At 34.4% G+C, this 18,927-nt stretch carries 15 protein-coding genes; 9 read left to right on the forward strand and 6 right to left on the reverse strand.

Going from position 1 to position 18,927, the window contains the following annotated elements:
• Positions 1-515: 515 nt before the first annotated feature.
• A complete protein-coding gene (locus BMX53_RS08325) occupies positions 516-1,055 on the reverse strand; it encodes a hypothetical protein (RefSeq protein ID WP_074745674.1) in 540 nt (179 codons plus the stop codon).
• 113 nt (positions 1,056-1,168) lie between these two features.
• Between BMX53_RS08325 and BMX53_RS08330 the strand changes: the two genes are divergently transcribed.
• Positions 1,169-2,233, forward strand: coding sequence for an ankyrin repeat domain-containing protein (locus tag BMX53_RS08330; RefSeq protein ID WP_074745676.1), 1,065 nt, complete (start codon positions 1,169-1,171; stop codon positions 2,231-2,233).
• A 44-nt stretch (positions 2,234-2,277) separates the two neighbouring features.
• On the opposite strand, the gene BMX53_RS08335 is transcribed toward BMX53_RS08330, so the two are convergent.
• Positions 2,278-2,631, reverse strand: a complete 354-nt coding sequence (locus tag BMX53_RS08335) for a hypothetical protein (RefSeq protein ID WP_074745678.1) — start codon at positions 2,629-2,631, stop codon at positions 2,278-2,280.
• A gap of 257 nt (positions 2,632-2,888) precedes the next feature.
• On the opposite strand from BMX53_RS08335, the gene BMX53_RS08340 reads away from it, so the two are divergent.
• Positions 2,889-4,226 (forward strand): NCS2 family permease, encoded by a 1,338-nt coding sequence (locus BMX53_RS08340; protein WP_038986556.1) that lies wholly within the window; start codon positions 2,889-2,891, stop codon positions 4,224-4,226.
• Between the two features lie 435 nt (positions 4,227-4,661).
• Entirely contained in the window at positions 4,662-5,615 is a 954-nt protein-coding gene (locus BMX53_RS08345) for a ketopantoate reductase family protein (protein ID WP_074745680.1), read from the forward strand.
• Between the two features lie 206 nt (positions 5,616-5,821).
• Here the strand turns inward: BMX53_RS08345 and BMX53_RS08350 are convergent, their stop codons facing one another.
• Together BMX53_RS08350 and BMX53_RS08355 are read right to left on the reverse strand one after the other, a co-directional pair.
• Entirely contained in the window at positions 5,822-7,318 is a 1,497-nt protein-coding gene (locus BMX53_RS08350; RefSeq protein ID WP_074745682.1) for an amino acid permease, read from the reverse strand.
• Between the two features lie 195 nt (positions 7,319-7,513).
• Positions 7,514-8,083 carry a Crp/Fnr family transcriptional regulator gene (locus tag BMX53_RS08355; protein ID WP_074745684.1) on the reverse strand — a complete coding sequence of 190 codons (570 nt, stop codon included), beginning with the start codon at positions 8,081-8,083 and terminating at the stop codon, positions 7,514-7,516.
• Positions 8,084-8,470: 387 nt separating this feature from the next.
• Between BMX53_RS08355 and BMX53_RS08360 the strand changes: the two genes are divergently transcribed.
• The 6 genes from BMX53_RS08360 to acs all read left to right on the forward strand — a co-directional run bounded on the left by BMX53_RS08360 (position 8,471) and on the right by acs (position 17,231).
• On the forward strand, positions 8,471-10,084 hold the full coding sequence (locus tag BMX53_RS08360) for a CTP synthase (RefSeq protein WP_038986551.1): 1,614 nt from the start codon (positions 8,471-8,473) through the stop codon (positions 10,082-10,084).
• Positions 10,085-10,145: 61 nt separating this feature from the next.
• Positions 10,146-12,053 carry a membrane protein insertase YidC gene (gene yidC, locus BMX53_RS08365; RefSeq protein ID WP_074745686.1) on the forward strand — a complete coding sequence of 636 codons (1,908 nt, stop codon included), beginning with the start codon at positions 10,146-10,148 and terminating at the stop codon, positions 12,051-12,053.
• A 47-nt stretch (positions 12,054-12,100) separates the two neighbouring features.
• Complete coding sequence (gene proC, locus BMX53_RS08370) at positions 12,101-12,910, forward strand: pyrroline-5-carboxylate reductase (RefSeq protein ID WP_063175986.1); 810 nt, start codon at positions 12,101-12,103, stop codon at positions 12,908-12,910.
• A 109-nt stretch (positions 12,911-13,019) separates the two neighbouring features.
• Positions 13,020-14,231 (forward strand): tRNA 2-thiouridine(34) synthase MnmA, encoded by a 1,212-nt coding sequence (gene mnmA, locus BMX53_RS08375; protein ID WP_074745688.1) that lies wholly within the window; start codon positions 13,020-13,022, stop codon positions 14,229-14,231.
• Between the two features lie 15 nt (positions 14,232-14,246).
• Complete coding sequence (locus BMX53_RS08380; protein ID WP_074745690.1) at positions 14,247-15,188, forward strand: NAD(P)H-dependent flavin oxidoreductase; 942 nt, start codon at positions 14,247-14,249, stop codon at positions 15,186-15,188.
• Between the two features lie 135 nt (positions 15,189-15,323).
• Positions 15,324-17,231: an acetate--CoA ligase gene (gene acs / locus BMX53_RS08385; RefSeq protein WP_074745692.1), complete on the forward strand. Its 1,908-nt coding sequence runs from the start codon at positions 15,324-15,326 to the stop codon at positions 17,229-17,231.
• A gap of 96 nt (positions 17,232-17,327) precedes the next feature.
• On the opposite strand, the gene BMX53_RS08390 is transcribed toward acs, so the two are convergent.
• Together BMX53_RS08390 and hemN are read right to left on the reverse strand one after the other, a co-directional pair.
• Positions 17,328-17,525 carry a hypothetical protein gene (locus BMX53_RS08390; protein ID WP_038986545.1) on the reverse strand — a complete coding sequence of 66 codons (198 nt, stop codon included), beginning with the start codon at positions 17,523-17,525 and terminating at the stop codon, positions 17,328-17,330.
• Positions 17,526-17,536: 11 nt separating this feature from the next.
• The gene (gene hemN, locus BMX53_RS08395; RefSeq protein ID WP_074745695.1) at positions 17,537-18,898 is read right to left on the reverse strand and encodes an oxygen-independent coproporphyrinogen III oxidase; all 1,362 of its coding nucleotides are present in this window, start codon (positions 18,896-18,898) and stop codon (positions 17,537-17,539) included.
• Positions 18,899-18,927: the final 29 nt, after the last annotated feature.

Genomic DNA, 18,927 nt, shown 5'->3' on the forward strand with positions numbered 1-18,927 from the left:
TCAGAGGGCTTGTAGTCTAACTATTTACGGAATAAAATGTATAATAGGGACATGATGCTTATTTCATTTACTTTACATCATCTATCACTATTAGAATTCAATAGAATTGTTTTAAATTTTTTTTATATTGAAGCAGCGTCTCTTAGGGGACGCTGTTTTTTTTGTGTAGTTACTAATGTGTATTATTTAAGTTGTTGTAAATTAGATGAGTATTTATGATAATTAGTATATATGTTATTTTATCTAATTTTTATTATTGTGATTGTTCTTATTGCTAGAAATAAGAAGTGGAGTACAAGTACTAAGTTACTTGTTGCCTTGTTGTTTTTGGTATTATGTGTTATACTCTTTATGATTGGACTGATCTATGGGTTTGATAGGGGAAGGAATCTAAAAGATCCTCCTTTAGAAGAGATTTATATGGATAAAGAGTGAAACTTATTAATTTGGGTTTAACTTATTAGAACCAATGATTCAACAATATCAAGTCTGTGAAAAAGGATATAATAACTTTTTTAATCTTTAAACTTAAGTGTTTTAAAGCTATCCAATAATTTTAGTCTATCTTCAGAAGTCAGTGTGCTACTATACATTGAGAATCTATTAAGAGAATCTATTTCTTTAAAGTAAATACTCGTTACTCCATTATATTTATTATGAGGAACTATAATCTTAGCTAATCGATTGTCTATAGTATCATAGTAATAAAAATGTTCTATATCAATAGAATTACTTAAGTCTGATAGAGAAGTAAGCAATAATGTAGGTAGAAATGGTTCATGTATTTTAGCTTTTTGGTTGATGTTATCAATTAAAATATATTCACTAAAACTATTAGAATACCAACCAAAGTCAGAAAATATAGAATCTTGCTTATCTGTGATAATTACATCCACGCTAGAATCTATTCCTTGTATCTTTCCTAGTTTCCAATTAGAAGGAACTGTTATGCTGTAAGTATTTGTTTCTAATATGTGTTTAGATTGTGTGTCTGTACAAGATATTCCTGTGCTTATTAAAATGGTTAAGCAAAGTAGTTTTACAGTATTTGTCATTGCTGATATTTTGTATTTGTGTATTTAAAAGTAATAAATATTATTAGTAATATGAATTATGTTGCATTATTCTTTGTATATTCGATATTGAAAAAGAAATATTAAAGTGGCAAATGGCAAAGAAAAAGAAAACACTTCCTAAAGACTTTCAAGAGCTAATAGATAAGAATGATATAAAAGTTCTAAAGAAAGTATTTGATACTTGTGAAATAGAGGCTAGAGGAGGCTATGGTAAAACTACAGCTCTTAGTTTTTATAATGTAAATGACGACTTCGCTCGTTGGTTGGTAGAGAGTGGAGCTGATATTGATGCTGTAGACTCTTATAAACGGACAGCCTTACATGAACACGCCTCTAGACGTAAGGGAAAAATAGCTGTTTTTTTAGAACTTGGTGCTAATATACATGCAGTAGATACTTATGGTAGTACAGCGTTGCATTTTGCGGCAGGACATGGATTTAATGAGGATGCTACTAAGAGATTGTTAGAGGCGGGAGCTAATGTAAATACTTTAGATTCATATAAACAGACACCTTTAAAAAGTGCATTAAGAAGAGCAAGTAATATTGATTTGCCTGCTTTAGTTTCCATAGTTAAAATTCTTCTGCCAAAGGCGAAAGAGATTACTTTAAGTATGAAAGACGATGTAACTCGTATCGGTGAACGTTTTGAATTTCATAGAGAAGATTTTGCTAAAGATTATATAGAAGAATGTAGTGCAGCATTAGATGAGTTGTATACCCTTTTTGAAGTAACGCCAGTTAAGAGAAGAATAATGCATGATGGAGTATCTACTATAGTAGTTAATTCAGGCTCTTGGGAACAACAGTATGAGGAGTTATGGGACTTTTTGGTTCCATCAAAAGGATGTGCTAAAACAACACAAGGAGAGATAATACGTATAGCAGGTAAGGTTCGTGATGAGATTTATAGAAATGGAGGTGGTAATTGGGACGCTCATTTTAAGAAAATGCTAGATGTTTATGTAGCGTATCTTTCTCTTGGTAATACCTTGTCTAAAAAAGAAATGGAAGATGTTGCTTTAATAGTTAAGGATATTAGAAAGACTGGTGATGGAGAGACAAGAGAATTAAACTATCTATGTGAAGTAGCTAATAAATGGGTGCTTAAAAATTTAGAACCAATACCTTTAGGAGAGGTAAAATATAAGAGGTAAACAAAAAAAAGAGAACATTGGTTCTCTTTTTTTGTTATTAGCAGTTAAGCTTTCTTAGCGTCTTTATGATCTTTGTGTTCTCCTTTGTGTTCTCCTTTGTGTTGATGGTCTTTACCTTTGTGATCTTTGCCATGTTTGTGGTCTTTACTGTCATGACAAGCTTTCCCACTAGTACGGTCTTGATCATTGTGTTTGTGATTCTTGTCTGTGCAATTCTGATGGTTCATCGTGCAGTCTTGATTATTGTGTTTATGCCCTCTGTGTTTATGATTTTTTGTTTGATCACAATGTTCTGTTTGCGTTGTAGTTTGTGCATCTACTTTTTGCTTAGAATTTTGAGCAGCAATGCTAAAATTAACTACTAGAGTTAGGATAATAGCTGAAATAATTTTTTCCATTTTATGTAGATTTAATGTGATAATCAAATTGATATAATTCCTTCTGTTGTTTTGTAGTGTAAAGTTACTAACCGCTATTTTTAATATGTTATACAACTTGGACAGTTTGTTGTGTTTTAATTTTTAATTGATTGATATTTAGTTGATTTTGATATATTTAGAATGTTTTATATTTGAGAAAAGGAGTGTGGCTTTTATAGTTTATTATTGATTAAATCTTCTTATTTTTGCGTGCTTTAAAGCAACAACACAACACAATGAAGAATTTTCTAGAGCGCTACTTTCAACTAAGTAGCAATGGTACTACTATTAAGCGTGAGTTTATAGCAGGTATCATTACGTTTCTTACCATGTCATATATCTTGGTAGTAAATCCTAATATTCTAGCAGATGCAGGGATGGATAGAGAAGCGTTATTTACTACGACTGCCTTGGCTACTATCGTGGCTACTTTACTAATGGGTTTTTATGCTAAACTTCCTATTGCACAAGCACCAGGTATGGGGCTAAATAGTTTCTTTGCATATTCAGTTGTATTGACTATGGGATATACTTGGCAGTTTGCTTTAACTGCTGTTTTTATAGAGGGAATTATCTTCTTACTATTGACTTTCTTTAATGTGAGAGAGCTTATAGTACGCAGTATTCCAAAAGTGCTAAAAGAGGCTATACCAGCAGGTATCGGACTATTCATTACCCTTATCGGATTAAAGAGTGCAGGGGTAGTAGTGTCTGATCCTAATACATTAGTAAGACTTGGAGACTTTAGTCAGCATACTGTGTGGATGACTTTTATGGGATTAATTGTTACAGGAGTATTATTAATGCGCAATGTAAATGGAGCTATCTTATTTGGTATATTAAGTGCTACTATATTTGGATTGATCTTAGGAGATGTAGCTTTACCAACGAGTATTGTTGCTTTACCACCTTCTATCGAACCTATCTTTGGAGAGGCTATTAAACCAATGTTTACAGCAGAAGGGTGGAACCAAATTATGTCTATCGATATGGTGGTTGTGGTATTTACATTTTTATTTGTAAACTTGTTTGATACAGTAGGAACACTAATTGGAGTTATCTCTAAAACTAACCTTGCAGATAAGAACGGTAACTTCCCACAGATGAAAAAAGCATTGTTTACTGATGCGATGGGAACTACAGTAGGATCTATCCTAGGTACGAGTTCAGTTACATCTTATGTAGAGAGTGCATCAGGAGTTGCTTCTGGTGGGCGTACAGGATTAACTGCTGTGAGTGTCGCTGTTATGTTTGCTTTAGCTTTGTTCTTAGGACCGATATTTTTGATTATTCCTGCTGCTGCGACAGCACCAGCCTTAATCATCGTAGGGTTATTTATGATATCTTCTGTGACTAGAATTAACTTTGATAAGTTATCAGATGGATTACCAGCTTTCTTGACTATCGTGTTTATGCCTTTTACCTATAGTATTGCAGAAGGTATTGTATTTGGTATGTTAAGTTATACGATCCTAAAATTAGGAGCTAAAGAACACAAAGATATTACACCTACAGTTTATGTATTATCTATCTTATTCTTATTAAAAATAGTACTAGATGTAGTGACAAAATAGACTACAGTATATATAAAGTTATAGTGAAGCCATTGCCTTTAAGGTAATGGCTTTTTTTGTAACTATTGTGAAGAACACAAAAGGGATGCAGAATATGTTTCATTGGAGAATAGGACAAGTATAAAAGAACGATTGGTCGACAAAAGGCCTCTTTACTCAACCAAATACGGGTTATTGTCGTTGAATTGTCCACCAATCTAGTATGAGCGCTCTATTTACGGGCTATTAGAAGGAGTGTGTAATTACACTATTTTCTAGTTTGTTTTTTAATTTTTTGCAGTACAATTTAATAGTTTTAATAGGCTGAAAAACAAGAAAATGAAATGTTGTTTTTTATAGATTATTTTGTGGATTGTTTTGAATACAAGAAAAAACAAAAGTACAGAACCACAAAAATTCCATACATTGGTACAACAGAATTAAAACCAAAGAACAATGCAAAATAAAAAGAGAATAACAATAGTAGGACTTGGTGGTGTGGGAGGTTTTTATGGAGGACTATTGGCTAATAAATATCAAGATAGTAAAGAGGTAGAAGTATGTTTTGTAGCTAGAGGGAAACACCTTGAGGCAATTAAGCAAAGTGGGTTAAAAGTGTTATCAAAAGATCACGAAGTGGTAGGGCGTCCAGCAATAGCTGCTTCTGAGTGGAAAGATATACAAAATTCAGACTATATCATTCTAGCAACTAAAGGATATGATTTATCACAGACAATAGAAGATATGAAAGCTGTCGTTACAGAAAAGACAGTGATTATCCCTTTATTAAATGGAGTGGAGGCTTATGAGCAGTTAAGAGATGCCTTTGGTGTATCTCGTGTATGGCAAGGATGTACCTATATGGTATCTCGTTTAAAAGAAGCAGGAGTAATCGATAATCCTAGTGGTAGACAGCGTATCTTGTTTGGATTAGACGGAGAAGTAACTCCTGAGATGAAAGATTTTGAGGCTATTTTAAAAGAAGCAGGTGTGCATGCTGAGGCTACTAATCAGATTTCTAAAGAAGTATGGGAGAAGTATATCTTAGTATCTTCATCAGCGATGGCTACTGCTTATTTTGACTCTTCTTTTGGAGGAGTTATGGAACACCACCCAGAGGAAATGAAACAACTTATTACAGAAGCGTCTTCTATTGGAAAGAAAAAAGGTGTTGCTTTATCAGAAGATGTTGTAGAGGTGATTATGGAGCGTCTTAAAGCTATTCCTTATGAGTCAACTACTTCTATGCACAGTGATTTTAAAGCATTGAAAGAGCACAATGAACTAGGTATTATGGGAGGATACATGGTAAAACAAGGTATTGTATTAGGAGTAGAAACTCCTATGTATAAAAAGATGTGTACTTATCTAGTGGCTCATTCTGGGGACAAGTATGTAGGGATTAATTAGGAATAAGGAATGAGGAATGTTTGCCTTCGGCATAATATACACTCTATACGTCAATGTAAAGGAGGATAAGGAAACAAGGTGTATATAAGTCACGGATTACAAATCTGTGATAACAGTCAATGGTCTACCACAAAAAAATAAAAAACAAAATCACAAAAGACATAAAAAAAGCGTGAAGTGCTGGACTGACACTTCACGCTTTTTTATTATCTATTTAAATCAATCTCTTTAAGAGGGATACGTTTAGTTTTAAACTTAAACTTATGGTATAGGTAAAAGGCTAAGAAGAATGGTATTCCCATATAGGTAATAAGTATTCCTCGCCAGTCAAATACGCCTTCCATAACTAGTTTAGAGTCTTGACCTATAATTACTAATATACATAAGAATAAAGCGAATAGAGGTCCAAAAGGGAACCATTTAGCTTTATATATAAGATTGTCTAAGCTCTTGTTTTGAGCGTGGAATGCTCTTCTAAATCTGTAGTGGCTTATAGCAATACCTAACCAAGCTATAAACCCAGTAAGACCAGATGCTGCTAGAATAAAGTCCACTGCATTAGGATGTGTAGACTGTACTGCGAAGATTAATAGTACTACAAGACCTGTAGCTACTAGTGCTATCATCGGAACTCCTTGTTTGTTTGTTGTTCCAAAGGATTTATGTGCCATTCCGTCTTTTCCCATGGCATATAACATACGTGTAGAAGCGTATAATCCAGAGTTACCTGCCGATAAGATAGAAGTAAGGATTACAGCGTTCATTACTGCTGCTGCGAAGGCTAAGTGTGCTTTTTCGAATACTAGGGTAAAAGGTGATTTAGCTACCTCTGAGATATCTGCTCCTAATAAAGATGGACTTGTATAAGGAATAATCAGTCCGATAACGAATATCGCTAAGATATAGAATACTAAGATTCTCCAGAATACTTGTTTGATAGCTTTAGGGATATTCTTTTCAGGATTCTCTGATTCTCCTGCTGTAATACCGATTAATTCAGTTCCTTGGAAGGAGAACCCTGCAATTAAGAATACTCCTAGTACACTTAAGAACTTACCTGAGAATCCGCCTCCTAAGATAGGAGCATCTCCTAATGTAAAGTTTTTAAAACCGATATATTCTCCTCCTAATATACCGAAGATAGTTAGTAGTCCTATACCTAAGAAAAGTACTACAGTAACTACTTTTATAATGGCAAACCAGTATTCTGATTCTCCATAAGCTTTTACAGATAGTGTGTTTAAACCAAATATAACAAGAAAGAATAATAGACTCCATCCCCAGGTAGGTAAGAAACCAAGAGGTTCCCAATAAGAGATAACTACTGCAGCTATAGATACATCGACAGCAACTGTTATCACCCAGTTAAACCAATAGTTCCAACCAAGAGCAAAACCTAACGATGGATCAACAAATCGAGCAGCATATGTACTAAAAGAGCCTGATACAGGTAGGTAAGTAGCCATCTCTCCAAGAGAGGTCATAAGGAAGTAAACCATTAGCCCTATCATGGCATAAGCTAATAAAGCACCACCAGGTCCTGCCTGATGTATAGCTTCTCCACTAGCCATAAATAAACCTGTTCCAATACATCCTCCAATTGCAATCATAGAAAGGTGTCTAGCCTTTAATCCACGTACTACTTCTGAGTTTTTATTTTGATTTTCCATTGTTATTATTTGTTGCAAAAGTATAAAACACATTAGGTAAATTCTAAAGAAATCGCCTATTAATTTGAATTAAAGATAACAAAATAACCGAAATATTGTGTCTTGGGTATTATTTTAAGCTAAATAAAATGTAATAATCAGAATATAATTTTGTCAAAACTTGGATGAGCAAATATTATTCTACGAAAAACGGATTGCTTCGAATATTATTAGATTGGTAAAAAAGTGCTATTTTTTGAGGAATTCACTGCGAATTCTGCTCAAACTTACTTGAGTTACTCCTAAAAATGAAGCAATATACTTCAGAGGGACTCTATTTAAAAGGTAAGCATCGCGTTCTAAAAGGTCTAAATACCTCTCTTTGGCAGATTTGATTTGTCTTAATATAGAACGTTCTTCTGTTTTAAGTAACTCTATTTCTGCAAACTTTCTTCCCCAATTAGCAATTTCTATATCTGTTGAGTATAACTGTTCTAACTGACTTATTTTAGTATAGTAGAAAGTACTGTCCTCTATTAGATCGATTGTTTCGTAACTAGGTCTGTTTAAGATATAGTTGTACATCGATAGGGCAGGATCACCATCTTTGCCAAACCAAAAGGTAAGCTCTCTGTCTTCTTGTAAAGCATAAGCTCTTACTAAACCACTTTTAATGAAGTAGAAGTAATTCTCGTGCTTCTCATATTCAGATAGAATATAATTCTTAGAGAAAGAGATTTCAGTAAAGACAGCAGTTAGTTTATCTTTAGCGGGTTTAGAAAGGGGATATATGCTATCAATGATCTGTTCTATATTCATGTAGATGGTTTTTAAGTTAGATTAGTTCATATTGTTTTTTACAACTAATGTGCCTTTTTGTATAAGTGAAGATGTTAAACTTCTTATAATACAATTATGCTATCTCTGAAGTTGTATTGATTTGACAAAATAACTAATTCTATTAAACACTTGTTTGGATTAGGCTTATAATACTTTAGTTTACAAAAGTATATACTAATGAGGTAATATGCTTGTTTTTTTTATAAGGGATTAAAAATTATAGAGAATTAGTAAGATATAAGGCCTTTATAACCTATAAGTTAGTTTTAGTTGTTTTTTTAGGTAATCTAAAATTAGAAGAATAGCTTGGAAAGTTGTATTTTTGCCAAGTTTTATTGTTAACAACACAGCTAATACACACACTAAATGAAACAAACTAAGTATATTTTCGTTACAGGAGGGGTTACATCTTCTTTAGGAAAAGGAATCATAGCAGCCTCATTGGCTAAGCTATTACAAGCACGTGGATACTCAGCGACTATCCAAAAATTTGATCCATATATCAATGTGGACCCAGGGACACTTAACCCTTATGAGCACGGAGAATGTTTCGTGACAGATGATGGTGCTGAGACAGATCTAGACTTAGGGCACTATGAGAGATTCTTAAACGTACCTACTTCTCAAGCGAATAATGTTACTACAGGACGCGTATATCTTTCAGTTATTGAGAAAGAGAGAAGAGGAGAGTTTTTAGGAAAAACAGTACAAGTAGTACCTCATATCACGAATGAGATTAAAGAGCGTATGCAGCTTTTAGGTAAATCAGGTGATTATGATATCGTGATTACAGAAATCGGTGGAACAGTAGGGGATATAGAATCTCTTCCTTATATCGAGTCAGTACGTCAGTTATTATGGGAGTTAGGAGATAACAACGCTATCGTTGTACACTTAACTTTAGTACCTTATTTAGCAGCAGCAGGAGAGCTTAAAACTAAGCCAACTCAACACTCTGTAAAAACGTTAATGGAAAGCGGTATTAAAGCTGATATCCTAGTATGTCGTACAGAGCACAATTTAAGTACAGAGATTCGTCAGAAATTAGCACAGTTCTGTAACGTAAAACCAGAAGCAGTTATTCAGTCTATCGATGCTGATACTATCTATGATGTACCTAACTTAATGTTAGCTGAAGGATTAGATAAAGTAGCACTTAAGAAATTAGACTTACCAGAGAAAACATCTCCAGATTTAGTAAAATGGAATGAATTCATTCACAAGCTTAAAAACCCATTACACGTAGTTAATGTTGGTTTAGTAGGTAAGTATGTAGAATTACAAGATTCTTATAAGTCTATCTTAGAAGCTTTAGTTCACGGTGGTGCTGAGAATCAAATCAAAGTAAATATCGTATCTATTCAATCAGATAATATTACAGCTGCGAATGTAGCAGAGAAATTAAAGAACTTAGATGCTGTTTTAGTAGCACCTGGTTTTGGATCTCGTGGAATAGAAGGAAAAATAGAAACAGTAAAATACGTAAGAGAGAACAAGATTCCTTTCTTAGGTATCTGTTTAGGTATGCAGATGGCAGTTATCGAATACGCAAGAAACGTATTGGGATATGCTAGTGCTAATACTACAGAGGTGAACGAGAGTACTCAATATCCAGTAATTACTTTTATGGAAGACCAAAAGAATATTACAGATAAAGGAGGTACAATGCGTCTTGGAGGATGGGATTGTAAATTAAAAGAAGGTTCTAAAGCTTTTGAAATTTACGGAGAAAGTCTTATCAATGAGCGTCACCGTCATAGATATGAATTTAATAATCAATATTTAGAAGATTTTGAAAAAGCTGGTTTAATAGCTTCTGGATGGAATCCTGATACAGGTTTAGTAGAAGTGGTAGAGTTAGATACTCATCCTTTCTTCGTAGCAGTACAGTTCCACCCTGAATATAAAAGTACTGTGGCAAAACCACACCCACTTTTTGTAAGTCTTGTTAAGGCAGCAATTGATAATAGAACGAAGTAGTTCTTAGTGTAATTAACGAAAGTTGTTACAACCAAAAATTTGATAAACTACAAATTAAGTAATGGAAGGAAAAAAATTAGATCGTAACAGTATTGTCGGCTTTGTTATTATAGCCGGATTGCTAATTTGGATGATGTTGAATAATATCAACAAAGAAAAAGAATCAATCTCTAAAGATAAAGAGGTAGCTAAAACAGAAGAGGTTAAGAAAGTAGAAGCAGAGAAGATAGAACAAGCTATCACTAGTCATGTTGCTACTGACTCAACTCAGAATGTTGCTTTACAGGCTGCTTTAGGACCATTCGCTTACAGTGCAACTTTGCCATCTGCTAAGGGAGGACAAACTGAGCTTAAGAGTGAACTTCTTACTTTAGTTGTTGAAAACAAAGGAGGTAGTTTATCAAATGTTATTGTAAATAACAATGCTCGTTTTACTAAGGACTCTAAGCAATTAGTGGAGCTTATTAAAGATAATAACTCTGACTTTAACTTAGAGTTATATACTAAAGACAATAAAAAATTCAACACAAGAGATTTATACTTCGAACCAGAATTAACTAAAGAAGGGGAGAACCAAGTATTATCTATGCGTTTAAAAATATCAGCTAATGAGTTTTTAGAGTATAGATATGTGTTGAAACCAAATGACTATATGTTAGACTTCTCTATCCGTACACAAGGATTGAGTAAAGTGGTTAATGCTGCTGAGACTCCTGCTTTAAATTGGGATCTTAAAACATATAGCAACGAGAAGAGTATTACTTACGAAAATCAATACACTCGTGTTTATTACGAACAAGAAGACGGTAAAGATAAAAGTTTAAGCAATACTAGTAAAGACGATAATACTGAGGCTAAAGATGTAAATTATGTAGCGTTTAAACAACACTTCTTTACATCAATCTTAATCTCTGACAAAGAGTTTAAAACTGCTAACTTAAAATCTGCTAACCTAGTGCAAAACGAGGCAGTAGATACAGTGTTTACAAAGCAGTTTAATGCTAAGATGGCTTTAGCATATACAGGTGGTGAGCTGAACTATGATATGAAGATGTTCTTCGGACCAGCTGATTATAAGTTATTAAAATCTTACGATAAAGGATTAGATAAAATCGTTCCTTTAGGATGGGGAATCTTTGGATGGTTAAACCGTTTCTTATTTATCCCTGTATTTGGAGTATTAAGTTCTTTCTTACCTTACGGTATTGCTATTATAGCATTAACAATATTAGTGAGATTATTAATCTCTCCATTGACTTATAAATCATATTTATCTCAAGCTAAGATGAAAGCTATTCGTCCAGAAGTGAATGAGATTAATGAGAAATATAAGAATGATGCAATGAAGAAACAACAAGAGACTATGGCTCTGTATTCTAAAGCAGGAGTTAACCCAATGGCGGGTTGTATCCCAGCATTACTACAGATTCCTATTTTCTACTCGTTGTTCCAGTTCTTCCCATCAGCATTTGATTTAAGACAGAAATCATTCTTATGGGCAGATGACTTATCATCATATGACCAAGTATTAAAATTACCTTTCAAAATCCCATTCTATGGTGATCACGTGAGTTTATTCCCAATATTGGCTTCTATTGCTATCTTTGTTTATATGAAGATGACCACAGGAGATCAACAAATGGCAGCTCCAGCTCAAGAAGGTATGCCTGATATGAGTAAGATCATGAAAGTGATGATTTATATCTCTCCATTGATGATGTTATTCTTCTTTAATAACTATGCATCAGGATTGAGTTTATACTATTTCGTGTCTAACTCTATTACAATTGGTATTATGTATGTAATCAAAAACCACATTGTAAAAGAAGACAAGATTAAAGCTATCATTGAGGACAATAAAACGAAAGATCGTCCAAAAGGAAGATTCCAACGTAAAATGCAAGAAATGATGCAACAAGCTCAAGAGCAACAAAGATTGCAAGAAGAAAACAAGAAGAAAAATAAATAATTCTTTATATTTAACACCTCTGATCTAATTCAGAGGTGTTTTTTTTTATGAGAATCGCAATTGTAGGAATGGGAAACATGGGCAGTACTTTTGCCAATGGATTTATAAACTCAAGGTTTATTAACCCGACAGATGTATTGATTTATACGCGTTCACAGAGTGCATCGGAGGATAGCCGAAATGTACACAAGCTATCTTATCGCTATAAGTTAGATAGTGATATTAAGACCTGTGATATTGTAATCGTAGCTGTAAAACCCCAGGACTTTACTACACTTGTTAGCGATTTAAGACAGTATGTTCATCAAGAGCAGATCGTAGTTTCTGTGATGGCTGGTATTTCTATAGATAGATTAAAGCAGGATTTAGGTGTAGATAAGATTGTGCGTTCTATGCCAAACTTGCCAACGCAAATCGGAAGAGGAATGACTGTATTTACTGCATCTGAAGAATTAGATAGAAAAGAACTGTTTATTATTCAAAACTTAATCAATACCACAGGTAAGTCTGTGTATGTGTCTGAAGAGAATAAGATAGATGCAGCTACGGCTGTGTCAGGTAGTGGACCTGCTTATGTGTTTTACTTTATGGAGGCTATGATTAAGGCTGCTATCTCTTATGGCTTTGAGCCTTCTCAGGCAGAGTTATTAGTTAAGCAGACTATCTCTGGAGCGCTTGGATTATATGAAGCTAATTCGCTATCAACACAGGATTGGATAGCTAAGGTATCTTCTAAAGGAGGAACGACAGAACAGGCTATAAAATATTTTAACGAGCAGGATGTGATGCAGAAATTAATAGAAGGAGTTAATAAGGCTAAAGCACAATCTGAATTCTTAGGAAAACAAATAAAATAGCATCTTTATAGATTTTGTCTATGGACAAATCATAATTAAAAGATAAGATAAATTCAAAAACTTTTTGTATTGCGGCATTTCTCGTAAATTTGCCGCAATATTTTTTATTATGAAGAAAAGAGTAGTAGTAGGTCTTTCTGGAGGTGTAGACTCAAGTGTCGCAGCTTATTTACTGAAAGAACAAGGGTATGAGGTTATTGGGCTCTTCATGAAAAACTGGCACGATGATTCTGTGACAATTTCTAATGAATGTCCATGGCTAGAAGATAGCAACGATGCATTAATGGTAGCTGAGAAGCTTGGGATTCCATTCCAAACAGTTGACCTAAGTGAACAATATAAAGAGAAGATTGTAGATTATATGTTTAAGGAGTATGAGAATGGTCGTACCCCTAATCCAGACGTATTGTGTAATCGCGAGATTAAGTTTGATGTATTTATGAAAATAGCATTGAGCTTAGGTGCGGATTATGTAGCTACAGGTCACTATTGTCGCAAAGATGAGGAAGTAATCACAAAAGAAGATGGTACACAAGAAACAGTTTATAAACTGTTGGCTGGTGTAGATCCTAATAAGGATCAGTCTTACTTCTTATGTCAGTTATCTCAAGAGCAATTGGCTAAAGCGTTATTTCCGGTAGGAGAATTGCTTAAACCAGAGGTGCGTGAGATCGCAGCAAAGATGAACTTAATCACAGCAGATAAGAAAGATTCACAAGGGTTATGCTTTATAGGTAAAGTAAGACTACCTGAATTCTTACAACAACAGTTGCAAAGAAAAGATGGTCTTATTTATGAAGTGCCTAAGAATTCTCCAATCTATGTTAAGTCAGAAGAAACTCCTTCAGATTTAGAGGAAGCTTTACACAGTGAGGCTAAATCTATCGTGTACACACCTGAGATGGGTAAAAAAGTAGGAGAGCACTTCGGAGCTCACTTCTTTACTATCGGTCAACGAAAAGGGTTAAATGTAGGAGGTACTGCAGAACCATTATTTATCATTGGTACTGATGTAAAAGAAAATATCATTTACACAGGACAAGGAAGCGATCATCCAGGGCTATTTCACAAGGCTTTATTTGTGAAAGAATCAGAAATTCATTGGATTCGTGAAGACTTGGCATTGCAAGAAGGCGAAACAATGTCTATATTAGCACGTATAAGATATCGCCAACCGTTGCAAAAAGCAACTTTACACAAGATGAAGGATGGGATGTATGTGCGTTTTGACGAACCACAATCAGCTATCACAGAAGGACAATTTGTATCTTGGCATATCGAAGACGAACTAATTGGTTCGGGTGTTATTTCGAAACTATAAAACAACCAAAATACAATGAAAAATAAGTTAGTAGATCTTTTTAATATCCAGTATCCTATTGTACAGGGAGGAATGATATGGAATAGTGGTTATAAGTTAGCTAGTGCTGTAAGTAATGCAGGTGGACTAGGGCTTATAGGTGCGGGTTCTATGTATCCTGAAGTATTAAGAGAACACATTCAGAAGTGTAAGAAAGCAACTGATAAACCATTTGGAGTTAATGTTCCTATGTTATATCCTAATATTGAGGAGATAATGAACATTATCGTTGAAGAAGGGGTGAAGATTGTTTTTACTTCTGCAGGTAATCCTAAGACTTGGACTCCTTTCTTAAAAGAGCACGGAATAACTGTAGTGCATGTGGTAAGCTCATCTAAGTTTGCCTTAAAAGCACAAGAGGCTGGAGTGGACGCTGTTGTAGCTGAAGGTTTTGAAGCAGGAGGACACAATGGACGAGAAGAGACTACTACACTTACATTAATCCCGATAGTTCGCGAGAAGATAAGTATTCCATTAATTGCAGCAGGAGGTATTGCTACAGGGCGAGGTATGCTTGCCGCTATGGTGCTTGGTGCTGATGGAGTACAGATGGGAACGCGATTTATCGCTTCTGAGGAAAGTTCTGCACACGATAACTTTAAAAACTTATTGTTAGATGTACAAGAAGGAGATACAACGCTTACTTTAAAAGAGCTAGCTCCTGTACGTTTGATTAAGAATGATTTTTATAGCGGTCTTCAAGATCTTTATGCAAAGAATCCTTCAGTAGATGAATTGAAAGAGTACTTAGGTAGAGGTCGTGCTAAGAAAGGAATGTTTGAAGGAGATTTAGTAGAAGGAGAACTAGAAGTAGGTCAGATATCAGGATTAATTCACAAAATAGAACCAGTGGCAGATATTGTAAAGAATATCATTACTGAGTTTGAAAACGCAAAGAAAGAAACAGCTCATTTTTAATGAAGTTTTGAATAAATAGAAGTCATACAGTGTTTTTATATATTAAAAATATTGTATGACTTTTTGCTATTTATTACTAAAATCATATATTTAAGAGCTAAAAAAAATATTACATAAAAAAATCACAACTGTAGCATGAGTTATTATAAAATAGAAAATCTAGAACAATATTTTAAACACTATAAAAAATCTGTTAGAGAGCCTCGTAAATTCTGGAGCAAGATAGCTGAAGAAAACTTTGTCTGGTATCAAGTGTGGGATAAGGTATTTGAGTTTGACATGGAAGAATCAAAATTCCAATGGTTTGTCAATGGTAAGCTAAATATCGTGAAGAACTGTATCGATCGCCACTTGGCAAAAAGAGGTGAGAAGGCAGCGATTATATTTGAACCAAATAATCCAGAAGAACAATCAGAGACTATTACATATAATGACTTATACAATAGAGTGTGTAAGATGGCTAATGTTCTTAAAGAACAAGGAGTGAAAAAAGGGGATAGAGTATGTATCTATTTACCTATGATTCCTGAATTAGTCGTATCTATGTTAGCATGTGCTAGAATAGGAGCAATACACAGTGTTATCTTTGCTGGATTCTCTTCTTCTGCAGTATCTAAACGTATTAATGATGCTGAGTGTAAATTCGTTATTACATCAGACGGAAGTTATAGAGGAAGTAAGACTATTCCTTTAAAACCAATTATAGATGAGGCATTAGAGTCTTGTCCTGGTGTAGAGAAAGTACTTTTAGTAAAGAGAACAGGAAGCGATATCGCTTTTAAAGAGGGTAGAGATATTTGGTTAGCGCCTTTATTAGAAGAAGCGTCTAATAATCACGTAGCACAAGTAATGGATGCAGAGGATCCTTTATTTATTTTATATACTTCTGGATCTACAGGTTCGCCAAAAGGAATGGTGCATACTACTGCTGGATACATGGTACAGACAGCATATTCATTTAAGAATATCTTTGACTATAAAGAAGAAGATATATTCTGGTGTACTGCAGATTGTGGATGGATTACAGGACATTCATATATTGTATATGGTCCACTATTAAACGGAGCTACTACTGTAATGTTTGAAGGAGTTCCTTCTTACCCAACACCTAGTAGATTCTGGGATATTATCGATAAATATAAAGTAACACAGTTCTATACAGCACCTACAGCTATTCGTTCATTAATGACTGAAGATTATAGTTATGTGAATTCACATGATTTATCTAGTCTTAGAGTAATTGGTTCTGTAGGAGAGCCTATTAATGAGGAAGCTTGGCACTGGTATAATGACCACGTTGGGAAGAAGAGATGCCCTATTGTGGATACATGGTGGCAAACAGAAACAGGAAGTATCTTAGTTTCTCCACTTCCATTTATTACTCCAACTAAACCTACTTATGCTACGTTGCCATTACCAGGAATACAAGCTGTATTAATGGATGAGAAACGCAATGAGATAGAAGATAATCAAGTGGATGGATCACTTTGTATTAAGTTCCCTTGGCCTTCTATGGCACGTACTATCTGGGGAGATCACGAGAGATATAAAGAAACGTACTTCAGTAAATTCCCTGGGAAATACTTTACAGGAGATGGAGCATTAAGAGATGAAGTAGGTTACTACAGAATCACAGGACGTGCTGATGATGTTGTTATAGTGTCTGGTCATAACTTGGGTACTGCACCTATTGAGGATGCTATTAATGAGCACCCAGCTGTGGCAGAAAGTGCTGTGGTAGGATATAAACACGATATCAAAGGAAATGCACTTTACGGATTTATCACTCTTAAAATGGAAGGAGAATACCGTGATAGAGAGAACTTGAAGAAAGAGATTAACAATCAAATAGCTAGTCATATCGGACCTATTGCTAAACTAGATAAAATACAGTTTGTAGATAGTTTACCGAAGACTCGTTCAGGTAAGATTATGAGAAGAATATTGCGTTCTATCTCTAATGGAGAGACTAAAGAGTTTGGAGATGTTTCAACTCTTATCAACCCAGAGGTAATTGAAGCAATTATTGAAAACAAAATATAAGACAAATAAAAAGTCCTTAATTGTGAGATTAAGGACTTTTTTTATACTATCGTCTACTTGAGAGTAAACAATAAACAAATGACAATTCGTAAGTAATTATAGACCTTCTTTATCCTGCAGTCTGGCAGCTTTCTTAAGAGAATACACTAGGTATACAATAAATACTAAGAATCCGATATATGACATCCAATTGTGTTGTATTGACCACAAGTGTTCCATGTCTAAATTATAAATTCCTGATACCAATGCTAGTAACACGATAAAGGTTACTACTTTCTCTACGTTTTTATTCATTATACTTTTTATTAGATAGTCATCGAGAACAATTGTCTCTGAGGTTTGTTTTTCTGTAGTCTCAAATCTAGAGCCATACATACATTTCTAACAAACGCACGACCTTTTTTAGTTATCTTAATTTTATAGTCTTTGATCTGAATTAGCTCATCTGTTTCTAATTCTTTTAATTCTTCAAGAACAGGGTTGAAGTCAATCTTGTTTAAATCATCTTCTAGGTCTGTTTCTAAAGAACACATTAAATTTAAGATATGTTTTCTAATAATCAAATCTTCTTCATTCAAAATATGTCCTTTGACAACAGGGATAATACCTTGCTCTAGAAGATTATAATAAGTTTCAATGTCTTTTTCGTTTTGAGCAAAAGCATACCAACTATCACTGATAGAAGAAACGCCTAAGCCAATCATTACTTGTGTTTTAGAAGAAGTATATCCCATAAAGTTTCTATGGATATGTCCTGTATTCATTGCTCTGTAAAGAGAATCGCTCTTTAAAGAGAAGTGGTCCATACCAATCTCGATATACTCGTTCTTAAGAAGTAATTCTTTTCCTTTCTCATATAACTGACGTTTCACATCATCTTTAGGCACGTCTTCGTCATTAAATCCACGTTGACCATTACCTTTGATCCAAGGCACGTGTGCATAGCTATAAAAAGCTAGACGGTCAGGTGATAGTGATTTAGTCTTTTCGATAGTATCTATAACATGTTCTAACTTTTGAAAAGGCAGACCGTAGATAATATCATGTGAGATGGAAGTATACCCAAGCTCTTTAGCCCATAGAGTAACTTTAGCCACATTGTGGAAACTTTGTTCTCTGTGAATAGCTTTTTGAACTTCAGGGTTATAATCTTGTACACCGAAGCTTACTCTTCTAAACCCTAAGTTATAAAGTGTAGATAGATGTTCTTTGGTTGTATTATTAGGGTGACCTTCAAAGCTAAACTCATATTCATCAGCAATGACAGATTTAGCTTTAAGCCCTTCGATAAGTTTTGTTAAATGAGCAGGAGAGAAGAAAGTGGGAGTACCACCACCTAAGTGAATTTCTTTGATCACTGGCTTTTCTTCAAATAGGGCACAGTATAGGTCCCATTCCTTAAGTAGAGCATCTATATAAGGACTCTCTACTTCGTGTCTTTTAGTTATCCTCTTATGACAACCACAAAAAGTACACAGGCTCTCGCAAAACGGCAGGTGGATGTAGATACTAATACCTTCTTTTTGATTAGATTCAATGAATGATCTCTTTAGAGAGTCAATCCACTTATCTCTAGAAAAAGAAGTATCCTCCCAGTAAGGAACTGTGGGATAACTTGTGTATCTTGGGCCTGGTACATTATACTTTTGTATAAGAGAAAACGACATAATTGTTCTATATTTGATAACAAATATAT

The organism is Myroides marinus, assembly GCF_900109075.1.
Lineage (GTDB): Bacteria > Bacteroidota > Bacteroidia > Flavobacteriales > Flavobacteriaceae > Flavobacterium > Flavobacterium marinum_A.

What these genes read in the sequence shown, in the direction of transcription:
- yidC (WP_074745686.1), top strand. Translation starts at nt 10,146, where the DNA reads ATGGAAGGAAAAAAATTAGATCGTAACAGTATTGTCGGCTTTGTTATT.
- BMX53_RS08335 (WP_074745678.1), bottom strand. Translation starts at nt 2,631, where the DNA reads ATGGAAAAAATTATTTCAGCTATTATCCTAACTCTAGTAGTTAATTTT.
- BMX53_RS08390 (WP_038986545.1), bottom strand. Translation starts at nt 17,525, where the DNA reads ATGAATAAAAACGTAGAGAAAGTAGTAACCTTTATCGTGTTACTAGCA.
- acs (WP_074745692.1), top strand. Translation starts at nt 15,324, where the DNA reads ATGAGTTATTATAAAATAGAAAATCTAGAACAATATTTTAAACACTAT.
- proC (WP_063175986.1), top strand. Translation starts at nt 12,101, where the DNA reads ATGAGAATCGCAATTGTAGGAATGGGAAACATGGGCAGTACTTTTGCC.
- hemN (WP_074745695.1), bottom strand. Translation starts at nt 18,898, where the DNA reads ATGTCGTTTTCTCTTATACAAAAGTATAATGTACCAGGCCCAAGATAC.
- BMX53_RS08330 (WP_074745676.1), top strand. Translation starts at nt 1,169, where the DNA reads ATGGCAAAGAAAAAGAAAACACTTCCTAAAGACTTTCAAGAGCTAATA.
- BMX53_RS08360 (WP_038986551.1), top strand. Translation starts at nt 8,471, where the DNA reads ATGAAACAAACTAAGTATATTTTCGTTACAGGAGGGGTTACATCTTCT.
- BMX53_RS08350 (WP_074745682.1), bottom strand. Translation starts at nt 7,318, where the DNA reads ATGTGTTTTATACTTTTGCAACAAATAATAACAATGGAAAATCAAAAT.
- BMX53_RS08345 (WP_074745680.1), top strand. Translation starts at nt 4,662, where the DNA reads ATGCAAAATAAAAAGAGAATAACAATAGTAGGACTTGGTGGTGTGGGA.
- BMX53_RS08380 (WP_074745690.1), top strand. Translation starts at nt 14,247, where the DNA reads ATGAAAAATAAGTTAGTAGATCTTTTTAATATCCAGTATCCTATTGTA.
- BMX53_RS08355 (WP_074745684.1), bottom strand. Translation starts at nt 8,083, where the DNA reads ATGAATATAGAACAGATCATTGATAGCATATATCCCCTTTCTAAACCC.
- mnmA (WP_074745688.1), top strand. Translation starts at nt 13,020, where the DNA reads ATGAAGAAAAGAGTAGTAGTAGGTCTTTCTGGAGGTGTAGACTCAAGT.
- BMX53_RS08340 (WP_038986556.1), top strand. Translation starts at nt 2,889, where the DNA reads ATGAAGAATTTTCTAGAGCGCTACTTTCAACTAAGTAGCAATGGTACT.
- BMX53_RS08325 (WP_074745674.1), bottom strand. Translation starts at nt 1,055, where the DNA reads ATGACAAATACTGTAAAACTACTTTGCTTAACCATTTTAATAAGCACA.